The sequence below is a fragment of the Mycobacterium hubeiense genome (assembly GCF_002838065.1).
Classification (GTDB): Bacteria; Actinomycetota; Actinomycetes; order Mycobacteriales; family Mycobacteriaceae; genus Mycobacterium; species Mycobacterium hubeiense.
Window position 1 is genome coordinate 26750 of sequence record NZ_PIZU01000037.1, and the last position, 21198, is coordinate 47947.

At 67.0% G+C, this 21198-nt stretch carries 20 protein-coding genes; 12 read left to right on the forward strand and 8 right to left on the reverse strand.

What is annotated here, in order from left to right; translation table 11 throughout:
• Positions 1-43 precede the first annotated feature (43 nt).
• The 3 genes from CWS39_RS22595 to CWS39_RS22605 are packed head-to-tail and all read left to right on the forward strand — an operon-like array spanning position 44 to position 2882.
• The gene (locus tag CWS39_RS22595; protein ID WP_102145137.1) at positions 44-652 is read left to right on the forward strand and encodes a TetR/AcrR family transcriptional regulator; all 609 of its coding nucleotides are present in this window, start codon (positions 44-46) and stop codon (positions 650-652) included.
• The gene (locus CWS39_RS22600) at positions 649-1689 is read left to right on the forward strand and encodes a DNA polymerase IV (protein WP_102145138.1); all 1041 of its coding nucleotides are present in this window, start codon (positions 649-651) and stop codon (positions 1687-1689) included. The genes CWS39_RS22595 and CWS39_RS22600 overlap by 4 nt, the downstream gene beginning before the upstream one ends.
• 2 nt (positions 1690-1691) lie before the next feature.
• Complete coding sequence (locus CWS39_RS22605) at positions 1692-2882, forward strand: AAA family ATPase (RefSeq protein WP_102145139.1); 1191 nt, start codon at positions 1692-1694, stop codon at positions 2880-2882.
• Here CWS39_RS22605 and CWS39_RS22610 read toward each other — a convergent pair.
• A complete protein-coding gene (locus tag CWS39_RS22610; RefSeq protein WP_102145140.1) occupies positions 2879-3733 on the reverse strand; it encodes an SDR family oxidoreductase in 855 nt (284 codons plus the stop codon). The two genes, CWS39_RS22605 and CWS39_RS22610, sit on opposite strands and share 4 nt — an antisense overlap.
• Positions 3734-3756: 23 nt before the next feature.
• Complete coding sequence (locus tag CWS39_RS22615; protein ID WP_102145141.1) at positions 3757-4392, reverse strand: TetR/AcrR family transcriptional regulator; 636 nt, start codon at positions 4390-4392, stop codon at positions 3757-3759.
• A 132-nt stretch (positions 4393-4524) separates the two neighbouring features.
• Between CWS39_RS22615 and CWS39_RS22620 the strand changes: the two genes are divergently transcribed.
• A complete protein-coding gene (locus CWS39_RS22620; RefSeq protein WP_102145142.1) occupies positions 4525-6006 on the forward strand; it encodes a cytochrome P450 in 1482 nt (493 codons plus the stop codon).
• Between the two features lie 78 nt (positions 6007-6084).
• On the opposite strand, the gene CWS39_RS22625 is transcribed toward CWS39_RS22620, so the two are convergent.
• On the reverse strand, positions 6085-6579 hold the full coding sequence (locus CWS39_RS22625) for a 2-isopropylmalate synthase (RefSeq protein WP_102145143.1): 495 nt from the start codon (positions 6577-6579) through the stop codon (positions 6085-6087).
• Positions 6580-6824: 245 nt separating this feature from the next.
• Here CWS39_RS22625 and CWS39_RS29765 point away from each other — a divergent pair, with 245 nt between their 5' ends.
• On the forward strand, positions 6825-7178 hold the full coding sequence (locus tag CWS39_RS29765) for an ANTAR domain-containing protein (RefSeq protein WP_233213636.1): 354 nt from the start codon (positions 6825-6827) through the stop codon (positions 7176-7178).
• Between the two features lie 15 nt (positions 7179-7193).
• On the opposite strand, the gene CWS39_RS22635 is transcribed toward CWS39_RS29765, so the two are convergent.
• Both CWS39_RS22635 and CWS39_RS22640 read right to left on the reverse strand, forming a co-directional pair.
• Positions 7194-8252 carry a phosphotransferase family protein gene (locus tag CWS39_RS22635; RefSeq protein ID WP_102145144.1) on the reverse strand — a complete coding sequence of 353 codons (1059 nt, stop codon included), beginning with the start codon at positions 8250-8252 and terminating at the stop codon, positions 7194-7196.
• Positions 8253-8275: 23 nt separating this feature from the next.
• Positions 8276-9094, reverse strand: coding sequence for a methyltransferase domain-containing protein (locus CWS39_RS22640; RefSeq protein ID WP_102145145.1), 819 nt, complete (start codon positions 9092-9094; stop codon positions 8276-8278).
• A gap of 118 nt (positions 9095-9212) precedes the next feature.
• On the opposite strand from CWS39_RS22640, the gene CWS39_RS22645 reads away from it, so the two are divergent.
• Complete coding sequence (locus CWS39_RS22645) at positions 9213-9887, forward strand: winged helix-turn-helix transcriptional regulator (RefSeq protein WP_102145146.1); 675 nt, start codon at positions 9213-9215, stop codon at positions 9885-9887.
• Positions 9888-9952: 65 nt separating this feature from the next.
• Here CWS39_RS22645 and CWS39_RS22650 read toward each other — a convergent pair whose 3' ends face one another.
• Positions 9953-10711 (reverse strand): SDR family NAD(P)-dependent oxidoreductase, encoded by a 759-nt coding sequence (locus CWS39_RS22650; protein ID WP_102145147.1) that lies wholly within the window; start codon positions 10709-10711, stop codon positions 9953-9955.
• A 98-nt stretch (positions 10712-10809) separates the two neighbouring features.
• On the opposite strand from CWS39_RS22650, the gene CWS39_RS22655 reads away from it, so the two are divergent.
• From CWS39_RS22655 to CWS39_RS22670, 4 genes are read left to right on the forward strand one after another with little or no spacing between them, the layout of a single operon-like run.
• Complete coding sequence (locus tag CWS39_RS22655) at positions 10810-12333, forward strand: molybdopterin-dependent oxidoreductase (protein ID WP_102145148.1); 1524 nt, start codon at positions 10810-10812, stop codon at positions 12331-12333.
• A gap of 34 nt (positions 12334-12367) precedes the next feature.
• Positions 12368-13903 (forward strand): ATP-dependent DNA ligase, encoded by a 1536-nt coding sequence (locus CWS39_RS22660; protein WP_102145149.1) that lies wholly within the window; start codon positions 12368-12370, stop codon positions 13901-13903.
• A 46-nt stretch (positions 13904-13949) separates the two neighbouring features.
• Positions 13950-16238 carry a carbon starvation CstA family protein gene (locus tag CWS39_RS22665; RefSeq protein WP_102145150.1) on the forward strand — a complete coding sequence of 763 codons (2289 nt, stop codon included), beginning with the start codon at positions 13950-13952 and terminating at the stop codon, positions 16236-16238.
• The gene (locus CWS39_RS22670; protein WP_102145151.1) at positions 16184-16372 is read left to right on the forward strand and encodes a YbdD/YjiX family protein; all 189 of its coding nucleotides are present in this window, start codon (positions 16184-16186) and stop codon (positions 16370-16372) included. The genes CWS39_RS22665 and CWS39_RS22670 overlap by 55 nt, the downstream gene beginning before the upstream one ends.
• A gap of 14 nt (positions 16373-16386) precedes the next feature.
• Here the strand turns inward: CWS39_RS22670 and CWS39_RS22675 are convergent, their stop codons facing one another.
• Together CWS39_RS22675 and CWS39_RS22680 are read right to left on the reverse strand one after the other, a co-directional pair.
• Positions 16387-17607, reverse strand: a complete 1221-nt coding sequence (locus CWS39_RS22675; RefSeq protein ID WP_199178263.1) for a cytochrome P450 — start codon at positions 17605-17607, stop codon at positions 16387-16389.
• Positions 17608-17618: 11 nt separating this feature from the next.
• Positions 17619-18644 (reverse strand): LLM class F420-dependent oxidoreductase, encoded by a 1026-nt coding sequence (locus tag CWS39_RS22680; protein WP_102145153.1) that lies wholly within the window; start codon positions 18642-18644, stop codon positions 17619-17621.
• 164 nt (positions 18645-18808) lie between these two features.
• Here CWS39_RS22680 and CWS39_RS22685 point away from each other — a divergent pair, with 164 nt between their 5' ends.
• Complete coding sequence (locus CWS39_RS22685; protein ID WP_102145154.1) at positions 18809-20305, forward strand: carboxyl transferase domain-containing protein; 1497 nt, start codon at positions 18809-18811, stop codon at positions 20303-20305.
• Positions 20306-20322: 17 nt separating this feature from the next.
• Positions 20323-21174 carry a hypothetical protein gene (locus tag CWS39_RS22690; protein WP_102145155.1) on the forward strand — a complete coding sequence of 284 codons (852 nt, stop codon included), beginning with the start codon at positions 20323-20325 and terminating at the stop codon, positions 21172-21174.
• Positions 21175-21198 lie beyond the last annotated feature (24 nt).

Below are 21198 nucleotides of genomic sequence, written 5' to 3' on the forward strand. Positions count from 1 at the left end.
CGGACCATGGTCCGATTTATTCCGGCTGAGTTAAAGTGCAGAGGTGAGCGCCATCGACCGGCTGACCGGGCTGCCGGTGTCCGATGCCGCACCACATGAGCGAGGCGACGCCGCCCGCAATCGCACGCTGCTGCTGGACGCCGCGCGGCGGCTCATCGCCGAGCGGGGCGCCGAGGCGGTCAGCACCGACGATATTGCCGCGGCCGCCGGCGTCGGCAAGGGCACGCTGTTTCGCCGATTCGGCAGCCGGTCGGGCCTGATGATGGTGCTGCTCGATGAGGACGAGCGCGCCCATCAGCAGGCGTTCATGTTCGGCCCGCCACCACTCGGGCCCGGCGCTCCCCCGCTGCGACGGCTCCTGGCCTACGGGCGGGACCGACTGGCATTCGTCCACACCCACCACGCACTGCTGTCCGACGCGAACCGGGACCCGCAGCTGCGGTTCAGCCCGCCGGCCACGCTGCACCACGCCCATGTGCGCATGCTGCTCGAGGCGGCGGGCACCACCGGCGATCTCGACGCGCAGGCCGATGCCCTGCTCGCGCTGTTGGACGCCGACTACATCGAACATCAACTGAGTGATCGTGGGCTGACCCTCGATGCGCTGGGCGACGCGTGGGAGAGCGTGGCCCGCAAGCTGTGCGGGCAATGAGTCGCTGGGTCCTGCACGTCGATCTCGACCAGTTCCAGGCGGCGGTCGAAGTGCGCCGCCATCCCGAACTCGCTGGCCTGCCAATCATTGTCGGCGGTAATGGGGATCCGACCGAGCCCCGCAAGGTCGTCACGTGCGCGTCCTACCCGGCGCGGGAGTTCGGTGTGCACGCGGGCATGGCGCTGCGCACCGCGGCGCGCAAGTGCCCGGATGCGACGTTTCTGCCGCTGGACACCGCCGCCTACGACGAGGCCTCCGAAGAAGTGATGAGCCTGCTTCGCGATTTCGGTCACCCCGTGGAGGTGTGGGGCTGGGACGAGGCGTATCTCGGTGCGGAGGTTGACGATCCGGTCGAGCTGGCCGAGCGAATCCGCACCGTTATCGCGGCCGAAACCGGTCTGTCGTGTTCGGTGGGCATCAGCGACAACAAACAGCGCGCCAAGGTCGCTACCGGATTCGGCAAGCCGGCCGGCGTCTTCATGCTCACCGATGAGAACTGGATGGCCGTGATGGGCGACCGTCCGGTCGACGCGCTGTGGGGTGTCGGCCCCAAGACCGCCAAAAAGCTTGCCGGAATGGGTATCACCACCGTCGCCGATCTCGCCGCCACCGACGCCACCACCCTCACGTCGGCGTTCGGGCCGACGACGGGACTGTGGATCCTGTTGCTGGCCAAGGGCGGCGGTGATACTAACGTCAGCGCCGAACCGTGGGTGCCGCGATCCCGCAGCCACGTCGTCACCTTTCCCCGCGACCTGACCGATCGCGGCGAGATGACGACCGCCGTAACGGAATTGGCGCAGCGGGCGCTCGCCGAGGTGGTGGCACAGGACCGCATCGTGACCCGCGTGGCCGTCACCCTGCGGACCAACACCTTCTACACCCGCACCAAGATCCGCAAACTCGACGAGCCCAGCACCGACCAGGCCGTCATCACCGCTGCGGCACTGCGGGTGTTCGAGCTGTTCGAATTCGACCGGCCTGTCCGGCTTTTGGGTGTCCGGCTCGAGCTCGCACCACCACCGGGCGGCTACTGACGATGCTGCAGACCGTCGCCATCCGTGGATACCGCTCATTGCGCGAGGTGATCCTGCCGTTGCGTCGGCTCACCGTCATCACGGGTGCCAACGGCACCGGCAAGTCGTCGGTGTACCGCGCACTGCGCCTGCTGGCGGACTGCGGACGCGGTGAGGTGATCGGCTCGCTGGCCCGCGAAGGTGGCGTGCAGTCGGTGTTGTGGGCCGGTCCCGAGCAACCCAGCGGTGCCCGTCGCACCGGCAAGGTCGAGGGCACCGTCCGCGGCCGACCGGTTTCGCTCGAACTCGGCTTCGCCTCAGACGATTTCGGTTATCTGGTCGATCTCGGCCTACCGCAGATGGCCGGGCACAACTCGCTGTTCGGGCTGGACCCGGAGATCAAACAGGAAGCGGTGTTCGTCGGACCCGTACAGCGGGCCGGTTCGACGCTGGTGCGCCGCACGCGCGAGTTCGCCGAGGCCAGTTCCGAATCCGGTCGGGGTTTCGACGAGCTCACCCGCTCGCTGCCCGCATATCGCAGCGTCCTCGCCGAATATGCCCATCCGGGAGCACATCCCGAACTCGCCGCCGTTCGGGACCGGCTGCGCGGCTGGCGGTTCTACGACGGCTTCCGCGTCGACGCCGATGCGCCCGCGCGGCGGCCCCAGGTCGGCACCCGCACGCCGGTGTTGTCCGACGACGGCAGCGACCTGGCCGCCGCGATCCAGACGATCATCGAGGCCGGCTTCGACGACCTGCAACGCTCGGTGGCCGACGCCTTCGACGGGGCCACGGTGTCGGTGGCCGTCCACGACGGCCTCTTCGACGTGCAACTCCAACAGCGCGGCATGCTGCGGCCGCTGCGCTCTGCCGAATTGTCGGACGGCACATTGCGATTCCTGCTCTGGGCTGCCGCATTGCTCAGCCCGCAACCGCCGTCGCTGATGGTGTTGAACGAGCCGGAGACGTCGCTGCATCCTGACCTGGTGCGGCCGCTGGCGACGTTGATCCGCACAGCCGCAGCGCAGACCCAGGTCGTGGTGGTCACCCACTCGCGGGCCATGCTGGAGTTCCTCGACACCGCACCCCTCGCCGAAGCAGTCGAAGGCGATGGCGACGCCGTGGAGGTCGGACTGTACAAGGACTTCGGCGAGACGAAGGTCGTCGGACTCGGCCTGCTCACCACCCCGCCGTGGGAGTGGGGCAAACGCTAGCGCGATGGACGCAACGCCCGGGTGAACAGCACGTTGACCTGACGCATCGCCACACTGTAGGGCCACCACGCGACACGCTTGAAGGCGTACAGCGCGCGGATGTCGGCCGACGTGTAGATCAGGAAGCGGTTCTTGCGCACGCCGGCGAGGATCTTGTCGGCGGCCTTCTCCGGTGAGACGGCATGTCCGGCAAAGCGATCCACCCACTTCTGCACCCTGGGGTCCTCACGGTCCACGCCCGCGATCTGAACCGTTTGCACCAGACCGGTTTTCACCGCGCCGGGCACCACGACCGACACACCGATGCGATGGCGGGCCAGGTCGAACCGCAGCACTTCGGAGAGTCCGCGCAACCCGTATTTGCTTGCGCTGTAAGCACTGTGCCACGGCAGCGCCACCAGCCCGGCCGCCGAGGACACATTGACCAGATGCCCACCGCGGCCCGCGGCCACCATCGGCGGCAGGAACTCCTCGATGACGTGGATCGGGCCCATCAGGTTGATGTCGATCATCGAGCGCCAATGCTGATGGGTGAGCTGATCGACTGTGCCCCAGGCCGATACGCCGGCGATGTTCATCACCACGTCCATCGCCGGATGCGCGGTGTGGATGTCGGCGGCGAAGTCGGCGACCGCGTCGAAGTCCGAGATGTCCAGGGCCCGATGCTCGGCGACTGTCGCCCCCAATGCGCGGGCGTCGTCGACCGTCGCCGCCAATCCGTCGGCGTCGCGGTCGGTCAGATACAACTCGGCGCCCTCGGCGGCCAGTTTCAGCGCGGTCGCACGCCCGATGCCGCTGGCGGCCCCGGTGATGAAACAACGTTTACCGGCGAACCCGCCCCTCTGCGCCATGCCGGTAACTTACCGTACCGCTGCTAAGCGTTTCGCAGATGCGATGCGCCCCAGATCGCGGCCACCCACAGCCGCTCCAGGGCGTCGACGGCACGTTTGGGATCGGTGCCGCGGCCGACGAACGCGCTGTCGTGGGTGAGCGTCATCGTCGTCGTGGCCGCCAGTGTGCGCACCAGAGCCGGCAGATCGTCGGAGATCGGCTGCGCGTCGGGATCCTGCTCCAGCAGCGCCACCAGCTTGTCGATGATGGCGTCGTAGAAGTCGTCCATCATCTCCCGGATCTGCGCGTCCGTGTTGCGTGCGGCGGCGCAGGCGCTCAACACCGGATCGTCGTTGGCGTACACCGCGGCGGCGCTGCCGACCATGCGCCTCGCGAAGTCCGCGGGCTTCTCCCCCGGCTCACGCGGGGCGAAGTGGTGGGTCAGGCTGTCGAGCAGATCACTGGCGTCCGCCAGGATCACCGCCAGTACGGCGTACTTCGAATCGAAGTAGAAGTAGAAGCCCGACCGCGCGACACCGGCCCGCTCGCTGATGGTGCTCACGGACAGATCGGCAAACGAGCGCTCGTGCAGTAACTCTCGCACCGCGGTCACGATGGCGTCGCGTTGCCGGTCGCCTCGACTGCGGCGAGCGTCGGGAACAGCGGACTCTGCGGTCATGGCACTAGACCTTCGCATCACGCCACACCAGAACAAAACTTGACATGCGTCAAGTCTGCCATCCAGGATGAAGATAGGAGTGACAACAGCCACAGTCACTCACAGTCATTTATTGGGCTTCAGGGAGCGTCGATGCCGACCATCAGCACCAAGGACTACCTGCTCGATCAGGCCAAGCGACGGTTCACCCCGTCGATCACCAACTTCCCCGGGCTGGGACTGGTCGAGAAGCGCTTACTGCAAACCACGTTTCCGCCGAAGAAGCTCGCTGATCCGCCGGCCGGCAGCGGGCTCAAGCCGGTCATGGGTGATGCCGGGCTGCCGATTCTCGGCCACATGATCGAAATGATGCGCGGCGGGCCGGACTACTTCCTGCACCTGTACAAAACGCAGGGCCCGCTTGTGTACGGCGACTCGCCGTGGCTGCCCGCCGTCGCGGCGCTCGGCCCCGACGCGGCGCAGGCCATCTACTCCAACCGCAACAAGGAGTACTCGCAGGAAGGCTGGATTCCCGTCATCGGGCCGTTCTTCCACCGCGGGCTGATGCTGCTGGACTTCGACGAGCACATGTACCACCGCCGGATCATGCAGGAGGCGTTCACCCGCAGCCGGCTCGTCGGCTACACCGAGCAGGTCGACAAGGTCGTCTCCCAGGTGATCGCCAACGACTGGGTGCCCAACGACGCGCGCTTCCTGCTCTACCCGGCGATGAAGGAGCTGACGCTCGACATCGCGTCGATGGTGTTCATGGGTCACGAACCCGGCACCGACCAAGAGCTGGTCACCAAGGTGAACAAGGCGTTCACCATCACGACCCGCGCCGGCAACGCCATCATCCGCACCGGCGTGCCGCCGTTTACCTGGTGGCGCGGCCTCAAGGCGCGCGAGTACCTGGAGAACTACTTCGAACAGCGCGTCAAGGAGCGTCGCGGCAAGGACGGCTCGGATCTGCTGACCGTGCTGTGCCAGACCGAGGACGAGGATGGCAACTCGTTCTCCGACGAGGACATCGTCAACCACATGATCTTCCTGATGATGGCCGCGCACGACACGTCGACCTCGACGGCGACGACGATGTCGTACTACCTGGCCGAGAACCAACAGTGGCAGGACCGCTGCCGCGACGAGTCCGACCGGCTCGGCGACGGCCCGCTGGACATCGAGGCGCTGGAGAAGCTCGAGACGCTCGATCTGGTGATGAACGAGTCGATCCGGCTGGTCACTCCGGTGCAGTGGGCGATGCGGCGGACCGTGCGCGACACCGAACTGGTTGGCCACTACCTGCCCAAGGGCACCAACGTCATCGCCTACCCCGGCATGAATCACCGGCTGCCCGAGATCTGGACCGACCCCGAGAAGTTCGACCCGGACCGGTTCGCCGAACCGCGCAACGAGCACAAGCGCCACCGCTACGCGTTCACGCCGTTCGGCGGCGGCGCGCACAAGTGCATCGGCATGGTCTTCGGCCAGCTCGAGGTGAAGACGATCATGCACCGGCTACTGCGCAAGTACCGGCTCGAACTGCCCCGCCCCGGCTACAAGGCGAAGTGGGATTACGGCGGTATGCCGGTGCCGATGGACGGCATGCCGATCGTGCTGCGGCCGCTGCGTTAGCGTCGCGGAGGCTGCGCCGAAATGGAATTCCCGGTCGTCAAATCGCGAGATTGACGACCGGGAATTCCATTTCGCGGGTCAGGCCGTCAGCAGGCGGTTCGCGCAGGCAATCACGGCGCGTAGTGCCGATTCCGTCGGGTCATCCGCGAGTCCCATCGCCCATTCGGCGCGGATGCCGTCCGAACCGCGGATGAACGTCGCGGTGTGCTCGCCGGCGCAGATCTGGTGAAACGACGTCGTTTCGACGGCGATGCCGCGCTCGTAGAGCATCTCGGTCAGGGCCGCGATCGGTCCAGTGGCCGCCGCGGTCGAGGTGCTGATGCGATCGCCGATGGCCAGAGTGGCCCGATAAGTGCGGGCCTGCGGACCCAGCCGGGTGCCGCGTCGCCCGTCGATGCACTCCCATTGGCCCAGCCGTAAGGGGCCCGACGTCGGCGCGTACTGGTCGAGGAACGATTCCCAGGACATCGCGTCGGCCTCCTGGCGCAGACCGCGCGGCAGCGGCGCTGCAAACGGGGGCCGACAGCGAGCCGCGGACGGTCTGGTCGATTGTGTTGCCGAAGTGGAGAACATGTGCCGGTCTTCTCGTGATAGAGGAAGTGACCGACGAAGTAGCAACGACCCACAGCGAGGGGTCGGTCGAGATCAGACCCCGCTGCGGGTTGCTACTACGAGTCGCCTTGGCACGTCCGCGATGCTAGACCCTGCCCCGCCGAGGATGCAAACGTTTTGATTTCGCTTTCTGGATAGTCCGGGGTTGCACATTTTCGCTGGCAGGCTGTCATGGCACGACTGCTGGTGACATCGTCATATCTACTGTGAGCAACCGCGGCACAGGGCTCCAAGGGTGCGAACGAGTCGTCGACCTCGACTCCGCCGACGACGCGGCCGTCCACGTGGCCATTGCCGATTTCACCGCGCACCGCGCGATCATCGAGCAGGCCAAGGGCATCTTGATGGTGGTCTACAGCATCTCCTGCGAGCAGGCGTTCGACATCCTGGTCTGGCGCTCACAAGAGACCAACACCAAGCTGCGCCGGCTGGCCGAGCAAATTGTCGAAGACTTCACCTGTCGGCTCGACCTCTCCAGCGGTGTGCGGGCCCGCGCCGACAACCTGCTTCTCACCGCGCATCTGCGTGTCAAGCCGTCGTCTGACAGCAACGCGTGCTGACACACCCGGACGGCATCACTCGAACGGGTTGTCGCCCTTGGCAACCCGCGTGCCCAGCTCGATCAAGTTCTCCGCCGACGCATGCAGCCGCTCCCCGGCTTCGGCGCTGGCCTGCCCGGCCAGGTAGCGCGACCAAGTGCCCTCGATGACGATGCCGAGCTTGAAACAGGCCATCGCCAGATACCAGTCCAGGCTTGAGGTTTCGCGTCCGCCGGCCTCCAGATAGGCGTCGAGCAGCTCCCGCCGGCTGGCCAGGCCGCCCAGCGCCGCCAATTGTGAGCCGGCATTGATCGGGTTGGGATCGAGCGGCCAGCAGATCAGCATCCAGCCCAGGTCCAGCAGCGGGTCACCGACGGTGCACATCTCCCAGTCGATAAAGGCGGCCAATTCCGGTGTGTCCCGGCGCAATAGCACGTTGTTGAGGTGCGCGTCGCCGTGCATGACGCCGGGCTCGCGATCGGGCGGCCGGTTGGCCTCCAGCCACTGCGCCAACTCGGTGACAGCGGGAAACGACTCGGGGGCATAGTTGTCGTGCCGATAGCTTTCGAGCAGCCGCAGAAATTGCGGAACCTGGCGCGCCAGAAACGATCCCGGCCGTTTGAGCGCGGCGAGCGGGCTGCCCTCCCAGACCACGTTGCCGAGCTTTGCGAGGCTGGCGGCATACGACAGCCCCACTTGATGGCGCATGCCGGCATCGCGCACATACGGCTCGGCCATCTCGTTGCCGGGATTGAAACCGTCGACCTCTTCCATCAGGTAGAAGACCACACCGAGCACGTCGAGATCCTCGCAGCCGGCGATGAAACCCGGATGCGGCACCGGGGTTCCGGCGAGTGTGCGCAACACCGCGATCTCGCGCAGCATGGTCTTGTCGCTGGTCGGGCGCGGATGTGCGGGCGGGCGCCGCAGCACCATCGGGCGGCCGTCGACGCGCAACCGCACGACGATGTTCTGTGAGCCGCCGGTCAGTGGTTCGACATCGCTGACCGTCGACCCGAGGCCCTGCTGTTGCACCCAGCGCTGCAGCGCTTCCTGATCCTTATCGCTCAGCGTGGGCAGCACATCGTCGGGCATGCAGACATATTGCCAGCCGATCTTCAGCGCTTGCGCGCCACCAACAACAGGTATTCCCACTCCATCGTCGACCCGCCGTGTAGTGCATCGTCGGCGAGCGCGGCGAGGGCGGCGTCCAGTGCGGCGACCCGCTGCGGGTCCTCGCCGATGGCGCGATACGCCGTGATGGTGGGACCGTAGTTGGCCTTGAAGTAGTCACGGAACGCCGGGCCGTCGCTGAAGCGGCTCACGGTCAGCGTGCGACGCTCGGTGGTGATGTCGGTGACCCGCTCCCCCAGCAGTGCCCGCACGTGATCCTCGCTGCCCCACAACGGCGGCGGGGACACGCCGGGCGGCGGCGCAGGCATATAGGGCTTCATCGTGGCGAACAGCTGCCCGATGAAACCCTCTGGCGTCCAACTGATCAGGCCGATGGTGCCGCCCGGTCGGCACACCCGCACCAGTTCGTCGGCGGACTGCTGGTGATGCGGGGCGAACATCACCCCGATACAGGACAGCACCGCGTCGAACTCGCCGTCGCCGAACGGCAGCGCCTCGGCGTTGGCCTCGTTCCAGTCCAGCGTGACGCCGCGCTCGTCGGCCAGGCGGCGGCCCTGCTCGAGCAGTTCGGGGCACAGGTCGCTGGCGACGACGCTGGCGCCGGCGGCCGCGGCGGGAATCGCGGCGTTGCCGGTGCCGGCGGCCACGTCGAGCACTCGATCGCCGGGTTTGATACCGGCGGCGGCGACCAACTCCGGCCCCAGCGGCGCGACGATTTCGGCGGCGATGGTGCGGTAGTCACCCAGCGCCCACAGCGCGCGATGCTTGGCCTCCAGTTCGCGGTCTTGTACGACAGCGTTCATCGACGGCTCCTTCTTCGCAGGTGAGGCAATCGTCTCGCCGGCGAACAGGCGCCTCTAGTAGCAAATCTGTACCTACACTGGTTCTGGATCTGTACTAGGACGATGCGGAGGTGCGCGCATGTCCGGATATGGCCAATTCTGTCCGGTGGCCAAGGCGATGGAACTGCTCGACGAGCGCTGGACGCTGCTCGTCGTGCGGGAATTGCTGCTGGGCAGTCGGCATTTCAACGATCTGCGCCGTGGCGTGCCGAAGATGTCGCCGGCGCTGCTGTCCAAGCGGCTGAAGTCGCTGGCCCGGGCCGGCGTCATCGAACGCACCGAAATCGACGGCCGCACAACGTATTCGCTGACGCCGTGCGGGCAGGAACTGGCCGAGGTGGTCGACGCCCTGGGCAAATGGGGCGTGCGTTGGATCGGCGAACTCGGCGATGAGGACCTCGACCCGCACTTGTTGATGTGGGACATCCGCCGCTCCATCCCCATCGAGGCGTGGCCCCGAACCCGCACCACGCTGGCGTTCCACCTCGACGGCGTGGCGCCCAAGGCGTCGCGATGGTGGCTCGTGGTGGCCGACGGCGAGGCGGATATCTGCGATTTCGACCCGGGCCACGAAGTGGCGGCCACGGTGAAGACCAGCCTGCGCACGCTGACCCGCATCTGGCGTGGCGACGTGAGCTGGTCGCACGCGCTGCTCGACGGCAGCGTCGCGATATCCGGGCCCGCCGACGTGCGACGCGCCGTGCCCAAGTGGATCGGTCAGGGCGCGCTGGCGGCGGTACCCCGTCCCGCGTGAGCGATTTCGGCGCGCGCGGTCGCGCTGAGCGCGACCCAGCGCGACCCAGCGCGCCGAAATCACCTCTACTTGGGGGCGAATCGCTGGCCGGCGTCCAATCGGATGCACTGGCCGTTGAGCATCGGGTTCTCCACGATCGCGACCGCCAGCTTGGCGTACTCCTCCGGGCGGCCCAGCCGCTTCGGGAATGCCGCATCCTTGGTGAGGATGTTCGCGAACTCGTCGGGGATGCCTTCGGTCAGACCGGTGGCGAACAGGCTCGGCGCGATCGCCAGCACCCGGATGCCCAGGCTGCCCAGATCACGCGCCATGGTCAGGCACATGCCGGCGATCGCGGCCTTGGAGGCGGTGTAGGCGATCTGACCGATCTGGCCTTCGAAGGCGGCGATCGACGACGTGTTGATGATGACGCCGCGCTCTTCATCCTCGGGCTCGTTCTTGCTCATGTGGAACGCCGCCAGCCGGCTGACGTTGAACGTACCGACGGTGTTGAGGTCCTGCACCTGGCGGAAGATGTCCAGATCGTGCGGCCCCTCCTTGGTGAGGGTGCGCATCGCCGACCCGCCGCCCGCAGTGGTCACCGCGATGTGCAGGCCGCCCAAGCCGTCCACGGCCTGCGCCAGCACCTCTTCGGTGCCCGCGAAGTCGGTCACGTCGACCGGATAGAACGAGCCGCCGATCTCGTCGGCCACTTCCTTGCCCTTCGACTGCGGCCGGTCCAGGATGGCGACGCCGGCGCCGCGTTTGGCCAGCGCCTCAGCGGTTGCCCGCCCGAATCCGGATGCACCGCCGACAATGACGGCCTTCTTCCCCTCGATCTCCATCTAGCTCCCTTTCAAGACTGTGGTGGGACCGTCAAGCAACCTATCTGATCGGCATTTCGGTAAGGCTTTCAGGTCCGGTGGACGAGTAGCTTGGCGACATGACGGCGCGTAGCACCCGGGCGTGGGCCGGCGTCGCGGCCGCGGCAGTAGCGCTCGGAGTCACCGGACTGCTCGCCGTGCCGTTCGGCCCACAGGCCGATGCTCGCACGGCGGTCGGGTCGACGGTCATCGACCTCACCCCCGGCCCGGTGAAGGAATGGGCCATCCAGACCTTCGGAATGGCCGACAAACTGGTGCTATCGATTCTCGTGGTCGTGGTGATCGCGGTGATCGCCGCGCTCACCGCGATGTGGGAGACGCGTCGGCGGCCGGTGGGCAGCATCGCCATCGTCGCGGCGGGCATAGCCGGCTCCGCAGCCGTCTTGTCACGCGCCGGCGCGTCGGCGTTGGACATCGTGCCGACGCTGGTGGGAACCGTGTGCGGCGTCGCGGTGTTGCGTCTGCTCGTATCGGGCCGCTTCACCGACGCACCGGAAACCGACCGCGGCCGGCGCCTGTCGTTGGTGACGCTGGGGTTCATCGGCGCTGGTGCGCTGTCCGGGGTGGCCGGTGTGGTGCTGACGCGCCTGCTGTCGTCGGTGGCCGGCGACCGTTCCGCCTTCGCGTTGCCGAGTCCCGACGTCGACGCCGCGCCGGTCCCGCCGACGGTGCAACCGAAAGGCGTTGCGCTGCCGCCCTTCGTCACACCCAACGCCGACTTCTACCGGATCGACACGGCGCTGTCCGTGCCGCAGCTGAGCCGCGCCGACTGGCAGCTCACGATCCACGGCATGACCGACCGCGAGATCACGTATCGCTTCGAGGATCTGCAGCAGTTCGAGGTCGTCGAGAAGATGATCACGCTGACGTGCGTATCCAATCCCATTGGCGGCGAGCTGATTTCGAACGCCACCTGGACCGGCTACCGGGTGCGGGACGTGTTGGCCGACGCCGGTGTTCACCGCGACGCCGACATGGTGTTGTCCACATCGATCGACGGGTTCACCGTCGGCACGCCCGTCGAGGCGCTGACCGACGATCGGGATTCCTTGCTGGCCATCGGGATGAACGGGGAGCCGCTGCCGACCGAACACGGTTACCCGGCGCGGCTGGTGGTTCCCGGCCTGTACGGCTACGTGTCGGCGACCAAGTGGGTCGTCGACCTCGAGCTCACCCGATTCGACCGGGCCCAGGCCTACTGGACGCGGCTGGGCTGGGCGCCGCGCGCGCCCATCAAGACGCAGTCGCGCATCGACGTCCCGCGCAGCGGCCAGCGGGTGGCCCGCGGCGCCGTCGTGTTCGGTGGTGTGGCATGGGCGCAGAACCGCGGCGTGCGCGCGGTCGAGATCCGCGTCGATGGTCCTGGAGGGCAAGGCGACTGGCGGCCCGCCGAACTCGGTGCGAGCTATTCCAACGACACCTGGCGGCTGTGGAGCTTCCCGTGGCGCGCCGCGGCACCTGGCCCGCACACCATCACCGTGCGGGCGACCGACAACACCGGCGCGGTGCAGACCCCCGAACGCGCCGACCCGATTCCCGACGGCGCCACCGGCTGGCACACCGTCTCGTTCACCGTCACCTGACCCAGATGTCAGAGGCCCGTGCGAGGCTGACCCCGTGCTGCTTGTCGACGTTGCCGCCATGTCCGCCGAGGTCGGCGCAACGTCGGCGCGGCTGGCCAAGATCGCCCGCATCGCCGACCTGCTGACCCGCGCCGGCGCCGAGGGGGACCCGCATCTGGTGGCCGTCGTGGTGTCGTGGCTGTCCGGCGAACTGCCGCAGCGCCAGATCGGCGTCGGCTGGGCGTCGCTGCGCTCGTTACCGGCGCCGGCCGACGACCCGTCGCTCACCGTGCGGCAGGTCGACGCCGCGCTCTCCGAGATCGGCGCGGTCACCGGCAAGGGATCCCAGGCGCATCGCGCCGAGCTGGTCGCCGGATTGTTCGCCGTCGCCACCGACCTCGAGCAGACCTTCCTGCGACGCCTGATCACCGGGGAGCTACGTCAGGGCGCGCTGATCGGGGTGATGGCCGACGCGGTCGCCAAGGCCGGCGGTGTGCCCGCCGCCGACGTCCGACGCGCGGCGATGCTGGCCGGCGACCTACCGGCGGTCGCAGCCGCCGCTCTCACCGGCGGCGAGGCGGCGCTGCAGCAGTTCACGTTGACGGTCGGGCGCCCGGTGGGTCCGATGCTCGCCCAGACCGCCACCGGCGTCGCCGATGCGCTCGAACGTCTCGGCGGGACAGGAATTTTCGAAGCCAAGCTGGACGGCGCGCGCGTGCAGATCCACCGCAGCGGCGATGACGTGTCGATCTACACCCGCAGCCTCGACGACGTCACCGCGCGGCTGCCGGAAATCGTGGACGCCGCACTCGCTCTCCCGGTCACCAGCCTGATCGCCGACGCGGAGGCGATTGCGCTGCGACCCGACGGACGGCCGCATCGCTTCCAGGTCACCGCATCACGCTTCGGCAGCAAATCACCCGGTGCCGCCCAACCGCTGTCGGTGTTCTTCTTCGACCTGCTGCACCTCGACGGCACCGATCTGCTGGACCTGCCGACCGTCGAGCGGCTGGCCGCACTCGACAACTCGGTGCCGCAGGCGCATCGCGTAGACCGGCTCGTCACCGCGGATCCCGAAGCCGCACAACGCTTCCTGGAGGCCACGCTGGCCGCCGGCCATGAGGGTGTGATGGCGAAGTCGCCCTCCGCACCGTACGAGGCAGGCCGCCGCGGCGCAGCCTGGTTGAAGGTCAAGCCGGTGCACACCCTCGACCTCGTGGTACTCGCGGTCGAGTGGGGCAGCGGCCGTCGCACCGGCAAACTGTCCAACATTCATCTCGGTGCCCGGGACCCCGCGACAGGCGAATTCATCATGCTGGGCAAGACGTTCAAGGGCATGACCGACGCGATGCTGGAGTGGCAGACCAGCAGGTTCTTGGAGTTAGCCGACGGTCCCACCGATGGCTACGTGGTCAAGCTGCGCCCCGAGCAGGTCGTCGAAATCGCGTTCGACGGCGTGCAGACGTCGTCGCGCTATCCCGGTGGGATGGCGCTACGTTTCGCGCGGGTAATCCGCTACCGCGACGACAAGAGCCCCGCCGATGCCGACAGCATCGACACCGTCCGCGCGCTCTATGAACGCGGCGCATAACACGGTTTCGCGGCGCGCAGATATGGCCGGATGAAAAGATCTCCGCATGGCAACTCCCACCGCCGCAGAACGCATCGAGGAAACCAAAGGCGACGTCACCTACATCCGCACCGACAAGGATTTGCCCCCCGTCGCGATCATCGACCGCTCGCCAATCAGCACCCGGCACAGGATCATCTTCGGGATCATCGCCCTGGTCGGCGCGATTTCGTGGGCCATCGTCGCGTTCGTACGCGGTGAGACGGTCAACGCGGTGTGGTTCGTCCTCGCCGCTATCTGCACCTATGTGATCGCGTTCCGGTTCTACGCCCGGCTGATCGAGATGAAGATCGTCCGCCCGCGCGACGACAACGCCACGCCCGCCGAGGTTTTCGAGAACGACACCGACTACATGCCGACCGACCGGCGGGTGTTGTTCGGCCATCATTTCGCGGCCATTGCCGGTGCGGGGCCGTTGGTCGGTCCGGTGCTGGCCATGCAGATGGGTTATCTGCCCGGCACGATCTGGATCATCATCGGCGCGGTGTTGTCCGGCTGCGTGCAGGACTATCTCGTGCTGTGGATCTCCAGCAGGCGGCGGGGCCGTTCGCTCGGTCAGATGGTGCGCGACGAGTTGGGCGCCGTCGGTGGCGCGGCCGCCATCATCGGAATCATCACGATCATGATGATCCTGCTGGCGGTGCTGGCGCTGGTGGTGGTGCAGGCGCTCGCGCAAAGCCCGTGGGGCGTCTTCTCGCTGGCGATGACCATCCCGATCGCGATCTTCATGGGTGTCTACCTGCGCTACCTGCGCCCCGGACGGGTGTCGGAGGTGTCGGCGATCGGCGTCGCACTGCTGCTGCTCGCCGTCGTCGCCGGCGGCTGGGTCGCCGAAACATCTTGGGGTGCATCGTGGTTCGGTCTGTCCCCGGTCGTGCTCGGCTGGTGCCTGATCATCTACGGGTTCGCCGCGTCGGTGCTGCCGGTGTGGTTGCTGCTCGCGCCGCGCGACTACCTGTCGACGTTCATGAAGGTCGGCACCATCGCCCTGCTGGCGATCGGCGTGCTGATCGCCCGCCCGGTCATGCAGGCACCGGCGATCTCCGAATTCGCCGGCAGCGGTCAGGGCCCGGTATTCGCCGGCTCGCTGTTCCCGTTCCTGTTCATCACGATCGCATGCGGTGCGCTGTCGGGCTTCCATTCGCTGATCTCGTCGGGCACCACGCCGAAGATGCTGGAGAAGGAAAGCCAGATGCGGCTGATCGGCTACGGCGGCATGGCCACCGAATCGTTCGTCGGCATCATGGCGCTGATCACCGCGGCCATTCTCAACCAGCATCTGTACTTCACCATGAACGCCCCGGTTGCCGCGACGGGCGGCACCGCCGAGACGGCCGCCGAGTACGTCAACAATCTGCCGCTCACCGGTGATCCGATCACCCCGGCGCAGATCGAGCAGGCCGCCCGCGATGTCGGTGAGGAGTCGATCATTTCGCGTACCGGCGGGGCGCCGACGTTGGCCGTCGGTATGTCGGAGGTGTTGGCGATGGTGTTCGGCGGTTCGGGCATGAAGGCGTTCTGGTATCACTTCGCGATCATGTTCGAGGCGTTGTTCATCCTGACGACGGTCGACGCCGGTACCCGCGTGGCCCGGTTCATGCTCTCCGACGGGCTGTCCAACCTCGGCGGGCCGATGCGCAAGCTGAAGGACGTCAGCTGGCGACCGGGTGTGTGGGCGTGCAGCCTGGCTGTGGTCGGGCTGTGGGGCAGCATCCTGCTGATGGGCATCACCGATCCGCTCGGTGGCATCAATTCGCTGTTCCCGCTGTTCGGTATCGCCAACCAGCTGTTGGCCGCCATCGCGCTGACCATCGTTTCGGTGGTGGTGGTGAAAAAGGGCTACCTGAAATGGCTGTGGATACCCGGCATTCCGCTGCTGTGGGACCTGGTGGTGACGCTGACGGCATCGTGGCAGAAGATCTTCTCCGGCGACCCGCGGGTCGGCTTCTGGACGTCGCACTTCCAGTACCGCGATGCGCTGGACGCCGGCAAGACGACGTTCGGCTCGGCCAAGAACGTCGATGAGATCGAGGCCGTCATTCGCAACACGTTCATTCAGGGCACGCTGTCGATCGTGTTCGCGTTGATGGTGGTCATCGTGTTCGGCGCCGGGCTGATCATGATTTGGCGGGTGCTGCGCGGCGGAGGCACCGCGCTGACCGAAGACGAGCCCGTGCCGTCGAAGTTGTTCGCTCCGTCGGGCTTGATTCCCACGAAGACAGAACGGGAGGTGCAAAAGGAATGGGACGCGCTGCCACAATCGCACGCCAGATCGGTTGGTACGTCAGCTCATTGATGGGCGATAACCACTACCGCCGCTACGTCGAGCGCCGCCGTCGCACCCATCCCGGCGAGCCGGTGATGTCCGAGCGTGAGTACTGGAGGATGCGCCACGCCGCCGTCGAGGCGAACCCGGCGCGCTGCTGCTAGCTGTTTGCTCGCGGTCAGCGCAGCGAGTAGCGCACCGGCAGGTGCTTGAGCCCGCCGACGAACGTCGTCGCCACATACTCCGGTTGACCCGCGAGTTCGATGGATTTCAGGCGCGGTAGCAGCTCGGCGAAGAAGCTGTTGACCTCCAGCCGAGCCAGCGCCGCACCGAGGCAGAAGTGCACGCCGTAGCCGAATGCGATGTGCTTGTTGGGATCCCGCGCGATGTCGAAGGTGAACGGGTCGTCGAACACGTCCTCGTCGCGGTTAGCCGACACGTAGGACAGCAGCACCGATTCGCCGGCTTTGATGGGGACGCCGCGCACCGTGGTGTCGTCGGTGGCGGTGCGCATGAACTCCTTGACCGGCGTCACCCAGCGGACCATCTCCTCGGTCGCCAACGGCATCAGGCCCAGGTCTGCGCGCAGCTTCGCGTGCTGGTCGGGGTTCTCGATCAGGGCCAGCATGCCACCGGAAATCGTTGCGCTCGTGGTGTCGTGGCCGGCGGCGGCAATGATCGCGTAGTAGGACACGGTGTCGATGTCCGACAGCGGCTCACCGTCGATCTTCGCGTTGGCGATCGCCGAAGCCAGGTCCTCCGTGGGGTTTTCCCGCCGCGACGTGGTCAGCGCGCTGAAGTACTGGAACATCTCCAGCAGCGCCGACATCTGCTCGGCCTGGTCGGCGCCGCGCTTGAACTCGTCGTCGTCGCTGCCGAACAGCTCCTGGGTGAGCCGCAGCATCAGGGGAAAGTCCGATTCGGGCACGCCCAGCAGCGACATGATCATGTACAGCGGGTAGTTCACCGCGACCTGTTGTACGAAGTCGCACTCGGGTCCGATTTCCGCCATCTTGTCGACGTGGACCTTGGCCAGCTCGTCGGCGCGAGTCTTCAACGCGCGCATGGCCTTCGGCCGGAACCAGTCGGCGCCGATCGCCCGCACCACGCGATGCTGCGGATCGTCCATGTGGATCAGCGTCCGCACCCCGGTGCCGGCCTGCAGCTCGTCGGCCTCCGCGGTCACCAGCACCGGCCGCGGGGAGTTTGTGAAAAGCGTGTTCGCCCTTTCGATGTCCATGATGTCGGCGTGTTTGGTGATGGCCCAGAACGGCCGGTACTCTGGCACCTCCACCCACGAGACGGGCGCGTTGGCACGCAGATGCGTAAGCGCGGCATGAAGTTTCGGCTCATCGGTGTACGCCTTCGGGTCGGCGAACACCTTGGCGGCCTCGTCCATCATGCGCGTGCTCATTGACGGATCTCCTTCAGTATGGCTGTCACGGTGGCATCGGAAAGCGTGGACGGAAAGCCCACTAGCACACGGTCGATCACGCCGTCGCATCGCTGGCGGATCTTGCTCGCCACGTCGTCGAGCGGCGCGACGACGGCGAACTCCCGTAGGATCTCGTCGTCGATCAGCGCACCCATCGCATCCCACTCCCCCAGCAGGCTCAGCCGGTGCAGTTCGCTCTGCAGATCGCTCCAACCGTGCAGCTCGAGCACCTTGCGATACGCGGGAGTCGACCCGTAGAAGGCGATCTGCTTGCGGGTGCCGACGGCGGCGGCGGCCAGTTCGTCGTCGTCGCGTCCGGTCACCACGAAAATCGGTGCGGACAGCGCAAAGTCGCTGCGCCGGCGGCCAGATCGCGCCATCCCGCGCAGCAACGCCGGCGTCGTCACCTCCTCGAAATAGCGTTTGGTGGTGAATGCATGCGCGAGCAGACCGTCGGCGACTTCGCCGCACATTTCGGTCATCGCCTCGCCAACCGCCGCCACGAACACCTTCGGGACGGGGTGCTCCAGAGGCGGCGGCGTGAACATCGGCGTCATCAGCTTGTGGGTGTAGAAGTCGCCTTCGAAGGCCAGCTTGGTGCCGTCCTGCCAGCAGGACCAGATCGCCCGCAGCGCCAGCACGAATTCACGCATGCGCGTCACCGGCCGACTCCACGGCATGCTGAATCGCTTCTCGATGTGGGGCTGCACCTGCGAGCCGAGTCCCAGGATGAACCGGCCGTTCGAATACGCCTGCAGATCCCACGCGACATTGGCCACCGTCATCGGATTGCGTGCGAAAGCGACAGCGATGCTGGTGCCCAATTCGATGGTCGTGGTGTGCTCGGCGGCCAACACCAGCGGCAGGAACGGGTCGTGGTTCACCTCGGCCGTCCAGCAGCAGTCGTAGCCGCGTCGCTCGAGCGTGGACGCCGCTTCCGCGACGTCGGCGAGCGCGCTGGAGACAGCCCCGTCGACCTTGAGGCCGGCGCGGTCACTCATGGAAGAGGACGCTACAGTAAGCAATTCAGTATGGTCAACGTGAACATCGGAAACCCACTAGGTGGAGGATTTGAGTCAAATAGTGGCTCGAATCCTCCACCTAAGCGTGCTCGCGCTGTGACCATGCCGGTGCGACGATCGCCTTTCGACGATAGGGATGGCGCATGACGAACGAGCAGGACTGGAAGGAAACGCTCGAAGACCTCGAGCTGCGGCGTCAGCGTGCACGGGCGATGGGCGGGCGGGAACGGCTGGCCAAGCACCGCGGCAGCGGCAAGCTCGACGCGCGCGCCCGGCTCGAGCGTCTGCTCGACCCCGGCACATTATCCGAGTTCGGCACGCTGGTCGGCGGTGAGGTCGCGGCCGACGGCATCGTCACCGGCTCCGGCTACATCAACGGCTCACCCGTGATGGTCGGCGCCGAGGACTTCACCACGTTGGCCGGCAGCATCGGGCCCGGCGGTAACGCCAAGCGCTACCGGCTCGCCGAATTGGCGCTGCGAGACAAAATCCCGCTGGTGATGCTGCTGGAGGGCGCCGGATTCCGGCCCAGCGGTGAGCATTACGGCAGATCTCCCACCGACTTGCTCGCCCAGGCGCAGTGTTCCGGTCGGGTGCCGACGGTGTCGGCGGTGCTCGGCCCGTCGGCGGGTCACGGCGCGCTGGTGGCACCGGTATGCGACTGGACGATCATGAGCCGCCAGGGTGCGATCTTCACCGCAGGCCCGCCAGTGGTGAAAGAGTCTACAGGCGAAGAGATTTCGAAGGAGGACCTCGGCGGACCCGATGTCGCCCTGGCCAGCGGGGTGATCCACAACATCGGCGACGACGACGAAGCCGTACTGGCCGACATCCGGCGCTACCTGTCCTATTTCCCGCCGAGCGCATGGTCGTATCCGTCCTCCCTTCCGCACGACGAGGCGGCCGAACCGCGGCCGACACCCGAACTGCTCGACATCGTGGCCCGCGATCGCCGTCGCGTCTACGACATGCGCGCCGTACTCGACGTGGTGTTCGACCGGCCGGACTGGTTCGAAGTCCAGCCGAAGTTCGGGCAGGCCATCATCTGCGCGCTCGCCCATCTCGGCGGCCACCCCGTCGCGGTCGTCGCCAACCAGCCCAAGGTGCTGGCCGGGTCGATCGACGCCGACGCCGCGGACAAGGCCGCACACTTCATCACGGTGGCCGACTCGTTCCACCTTCCGATCGTGTTCTTGGCCGACAATCCCGGCATGCTGCCCGGCAGCCGATCCGAGCGCAGCGGCGTATTGCGAAGCGGCGCACGGATGTTCGCTGCGCAGACGGCGGCCACGACGATCAAGCTACACGTGACGTTGCGCAAGGCCTACGGCTTCGGGTCGATGGTCATGTCGCTGCTCGGCTTCGACAACCAGAACGCGACGTTCGCCTATCCGGGCGCGACGATGGGCGCGATGAGCGCGGCCGCGCTGAGCCGGGCCTCGCACGCCGGCGAGGACCTGGAGGCCAAGCTGCGAAAGGCGGAGGTGGAGGCGTCGTTCCGGTCCGCGGGCCACCTCGGGTTCGACGACCTCATCGACCCGCGGGAGACCCGTGACGCGCTGTTGCACGCCCTACAGCGCGGGTTGAGCAGCAGGCAGGCCGCAGCAGAGCCGGTGAGCCGCACGGTCATCATGCCGTGACGATCAGGAGAGGCACTGTGCCGCAAGATATTCGAGAACTAGCCAACGACCCGGAAGCCTATGCCGCCGAGTTGCGTCGACGCTGGGGCGGGCTGCTGAGCTACCGCTACATCGGCCGAAGCTACGCATCCATGGACCTCGGACCGGTCGATGACACCGTCACCCTTCGCCACGACATACGCAACGCCACCGGCGGAATACTGCTGGCGGTCTTGGGGATTGCGTCACCCGACAGCGGCGGGGTGTCCGATCTGGAGGCGGTGCCCAACCCCGTCGTCCACTCCTGTCAGATCCTCGATCCGGGCCGCGACGTGCGCCGCATCGAGATCCGCTCCGAGGTGCTCAAGCAGGGCAGGCAGATGGCCTACAGCCGGTCGCGGATCGTCGACGCCGACAATCCGGACCGCGTGCTGGCGCTGAACGAGGGCCAGGGCATCAGCATCGGAGTACCGCCGGAAGGGCTGCAGAAGATGCCGCTCAATCCGATCGAGGTGGTCGACTCGCCGGATCTGCCGCCGCTGTGGCAGGTGTTCGGCGGCAGCCGGCGTGCCGACAATCGCTGGGCCCTACCGGAACTCACAGTCGACGTGGCGTCTCCGGATGCCGCCCTGCACATCGGGCCGCAGTTCGTCATCCTGGAGACGGCGGCGCTGGACGCGGCGTCCGGCGTCGCTGGAACCGATCGCCTGCAGGGCGTGTCCTCGCACGTGATGTTCATGTCCCGCGGCAAGGTCGGCCCGTTCCGGGTGGAGTGCGAGCCGATGACGGGCGCCGACGGGACCGTCGCTGTTCGCGCGGTGCTGCACGACGAGGGCGCCGATGACAAGCCGATCACCGCGGGCTCCTACCTCTTTGCGATTTCGGCGTAGTTGGTCGCGCTGACGGGCTGTTGC

What these genes read in the sequence shown, in the direction of transcription:
- CWS39_RS22645 (WP_102145146.1), top strand. Translation starts at nt 9,213, where the DNA reads ATGTCCGGATATGGCCAATTCTGTCCGGTGGCCAAGGCGATGGAACTG.
- CWS39_RS22620 (WP_102145142.1), top strand. Translation starts at nt 4,525, where the DNA reads ATGCCGACCATCAGCACCAAGGACTACCTGCTCGATCAGGCCAAGCGA.
- CWS39_RS22625 (WP_102145143.1), bottom strand. Translation starts at nt 6,579, where the DNA reads ATGTTCTCCACTTCGGCAACACAATCGACCAGACCGTCCGCGGCTCGC.
- CWS39_RS22600 (WP_102145138.1), top strand. Translation starts at nt 649, where the DNA reads ATGAGTCGCTGGGTCCTGCACGTCGATCTCGACCAGTTCCAGGCGGCG.
- CWS39_RS22655 (WP_102145148.1), top strand. Translation starts at nt 10,810, where the DNA reads ATGACGGCGCGTAGCACCCGGGCGTGGGCCGGCGTCGCGGCCGCGGCA.
- CWS39_RS22650 (WP_102145147.1), bottom strand. Translation starts at nt 10,711, where the DNA reads ATGGAGATCGAGGGGAAGAAGGCCGTCATTGTCGGCGGTGCATCCGGA.
- CWS39_RS22685 (WP_102145154.1), top strand. Translation starts at nt 18,809, where the DNA reads ATGACGAACGAGCAGGACTGGAAGGAAACGCTCGAAGACCTCGAGCTG.
- CWS39_RS22635 (WP_102145144.1), bottom strand. Translation starts at nt 8,252, where the DNA reads ATGCCCGACGATGTGCTGCCCACGCTGAGCGATAAGGATCAGGAAGCG.
- CWS39_RS22605 (WP_102145139.1), top strand. Translation starts at nt 1,692, where the DNA reads ATGCTGCAGACCGTCGCCATCCGTGGATACCGCTCATTGCGCGAGGTG.
- CWS39_RS22615 (WP_102145141.1), bottom strand. Translation starts at nt 4,392, where the DNA reads ATGACCGCAGAGTCCGCTGTTCCCGACGCTCGCCGCAGTCGAGGCGAC.
- CWS39_RS22610 (WP_102145140.1), bottom strand. Translation starts at nt 3,733, where the DNA reads ATGGCGCAGAGGGGCGGGTTCGCCGGTAAACGTTGTTTCATCACCGGG.
- CWS39_RS22670 (WP_102145151.1), top strand. Translation starts at nt 16,184, where the DNA reads ATGGGACGCGCTGCCACAATCGCACGCCAGATCGGTTGGTACGTCAGC.
- CWS39_RS22675 (WP_199178263.1), bottom strand. Translation starts at nt 17,607, where the DNA reads ATGGACGAGGCCGCCAAGGTGTTCGCCGACCCGAAGGCGTACACCGAT.
- CWS39_RS22640 (WP_102145145.1), bottom strand. Translation starts at nt 9,094, where the DNA reads ATGAACGCTGTCGTACAAGACCGCGAACTGGAGGCCAAGCATCGCGCG.
- CWS39_RS22665 (WP_102145150.1), top strand. Translation starts at nt 13,950, where the DNA reads ATGGCAACTCCCACCGCCGCAGAACGCATCGAGGAAACCAAAGGCGAC.
- CWS39_RS22680 (WP_102145153.1), bottom strand. Translation starts at nt 18,644, where the DNA reads ATGAGTGACCGCGCCGGCCTCAAGGTCGACGGGGCTGTCTCCAGCGCG.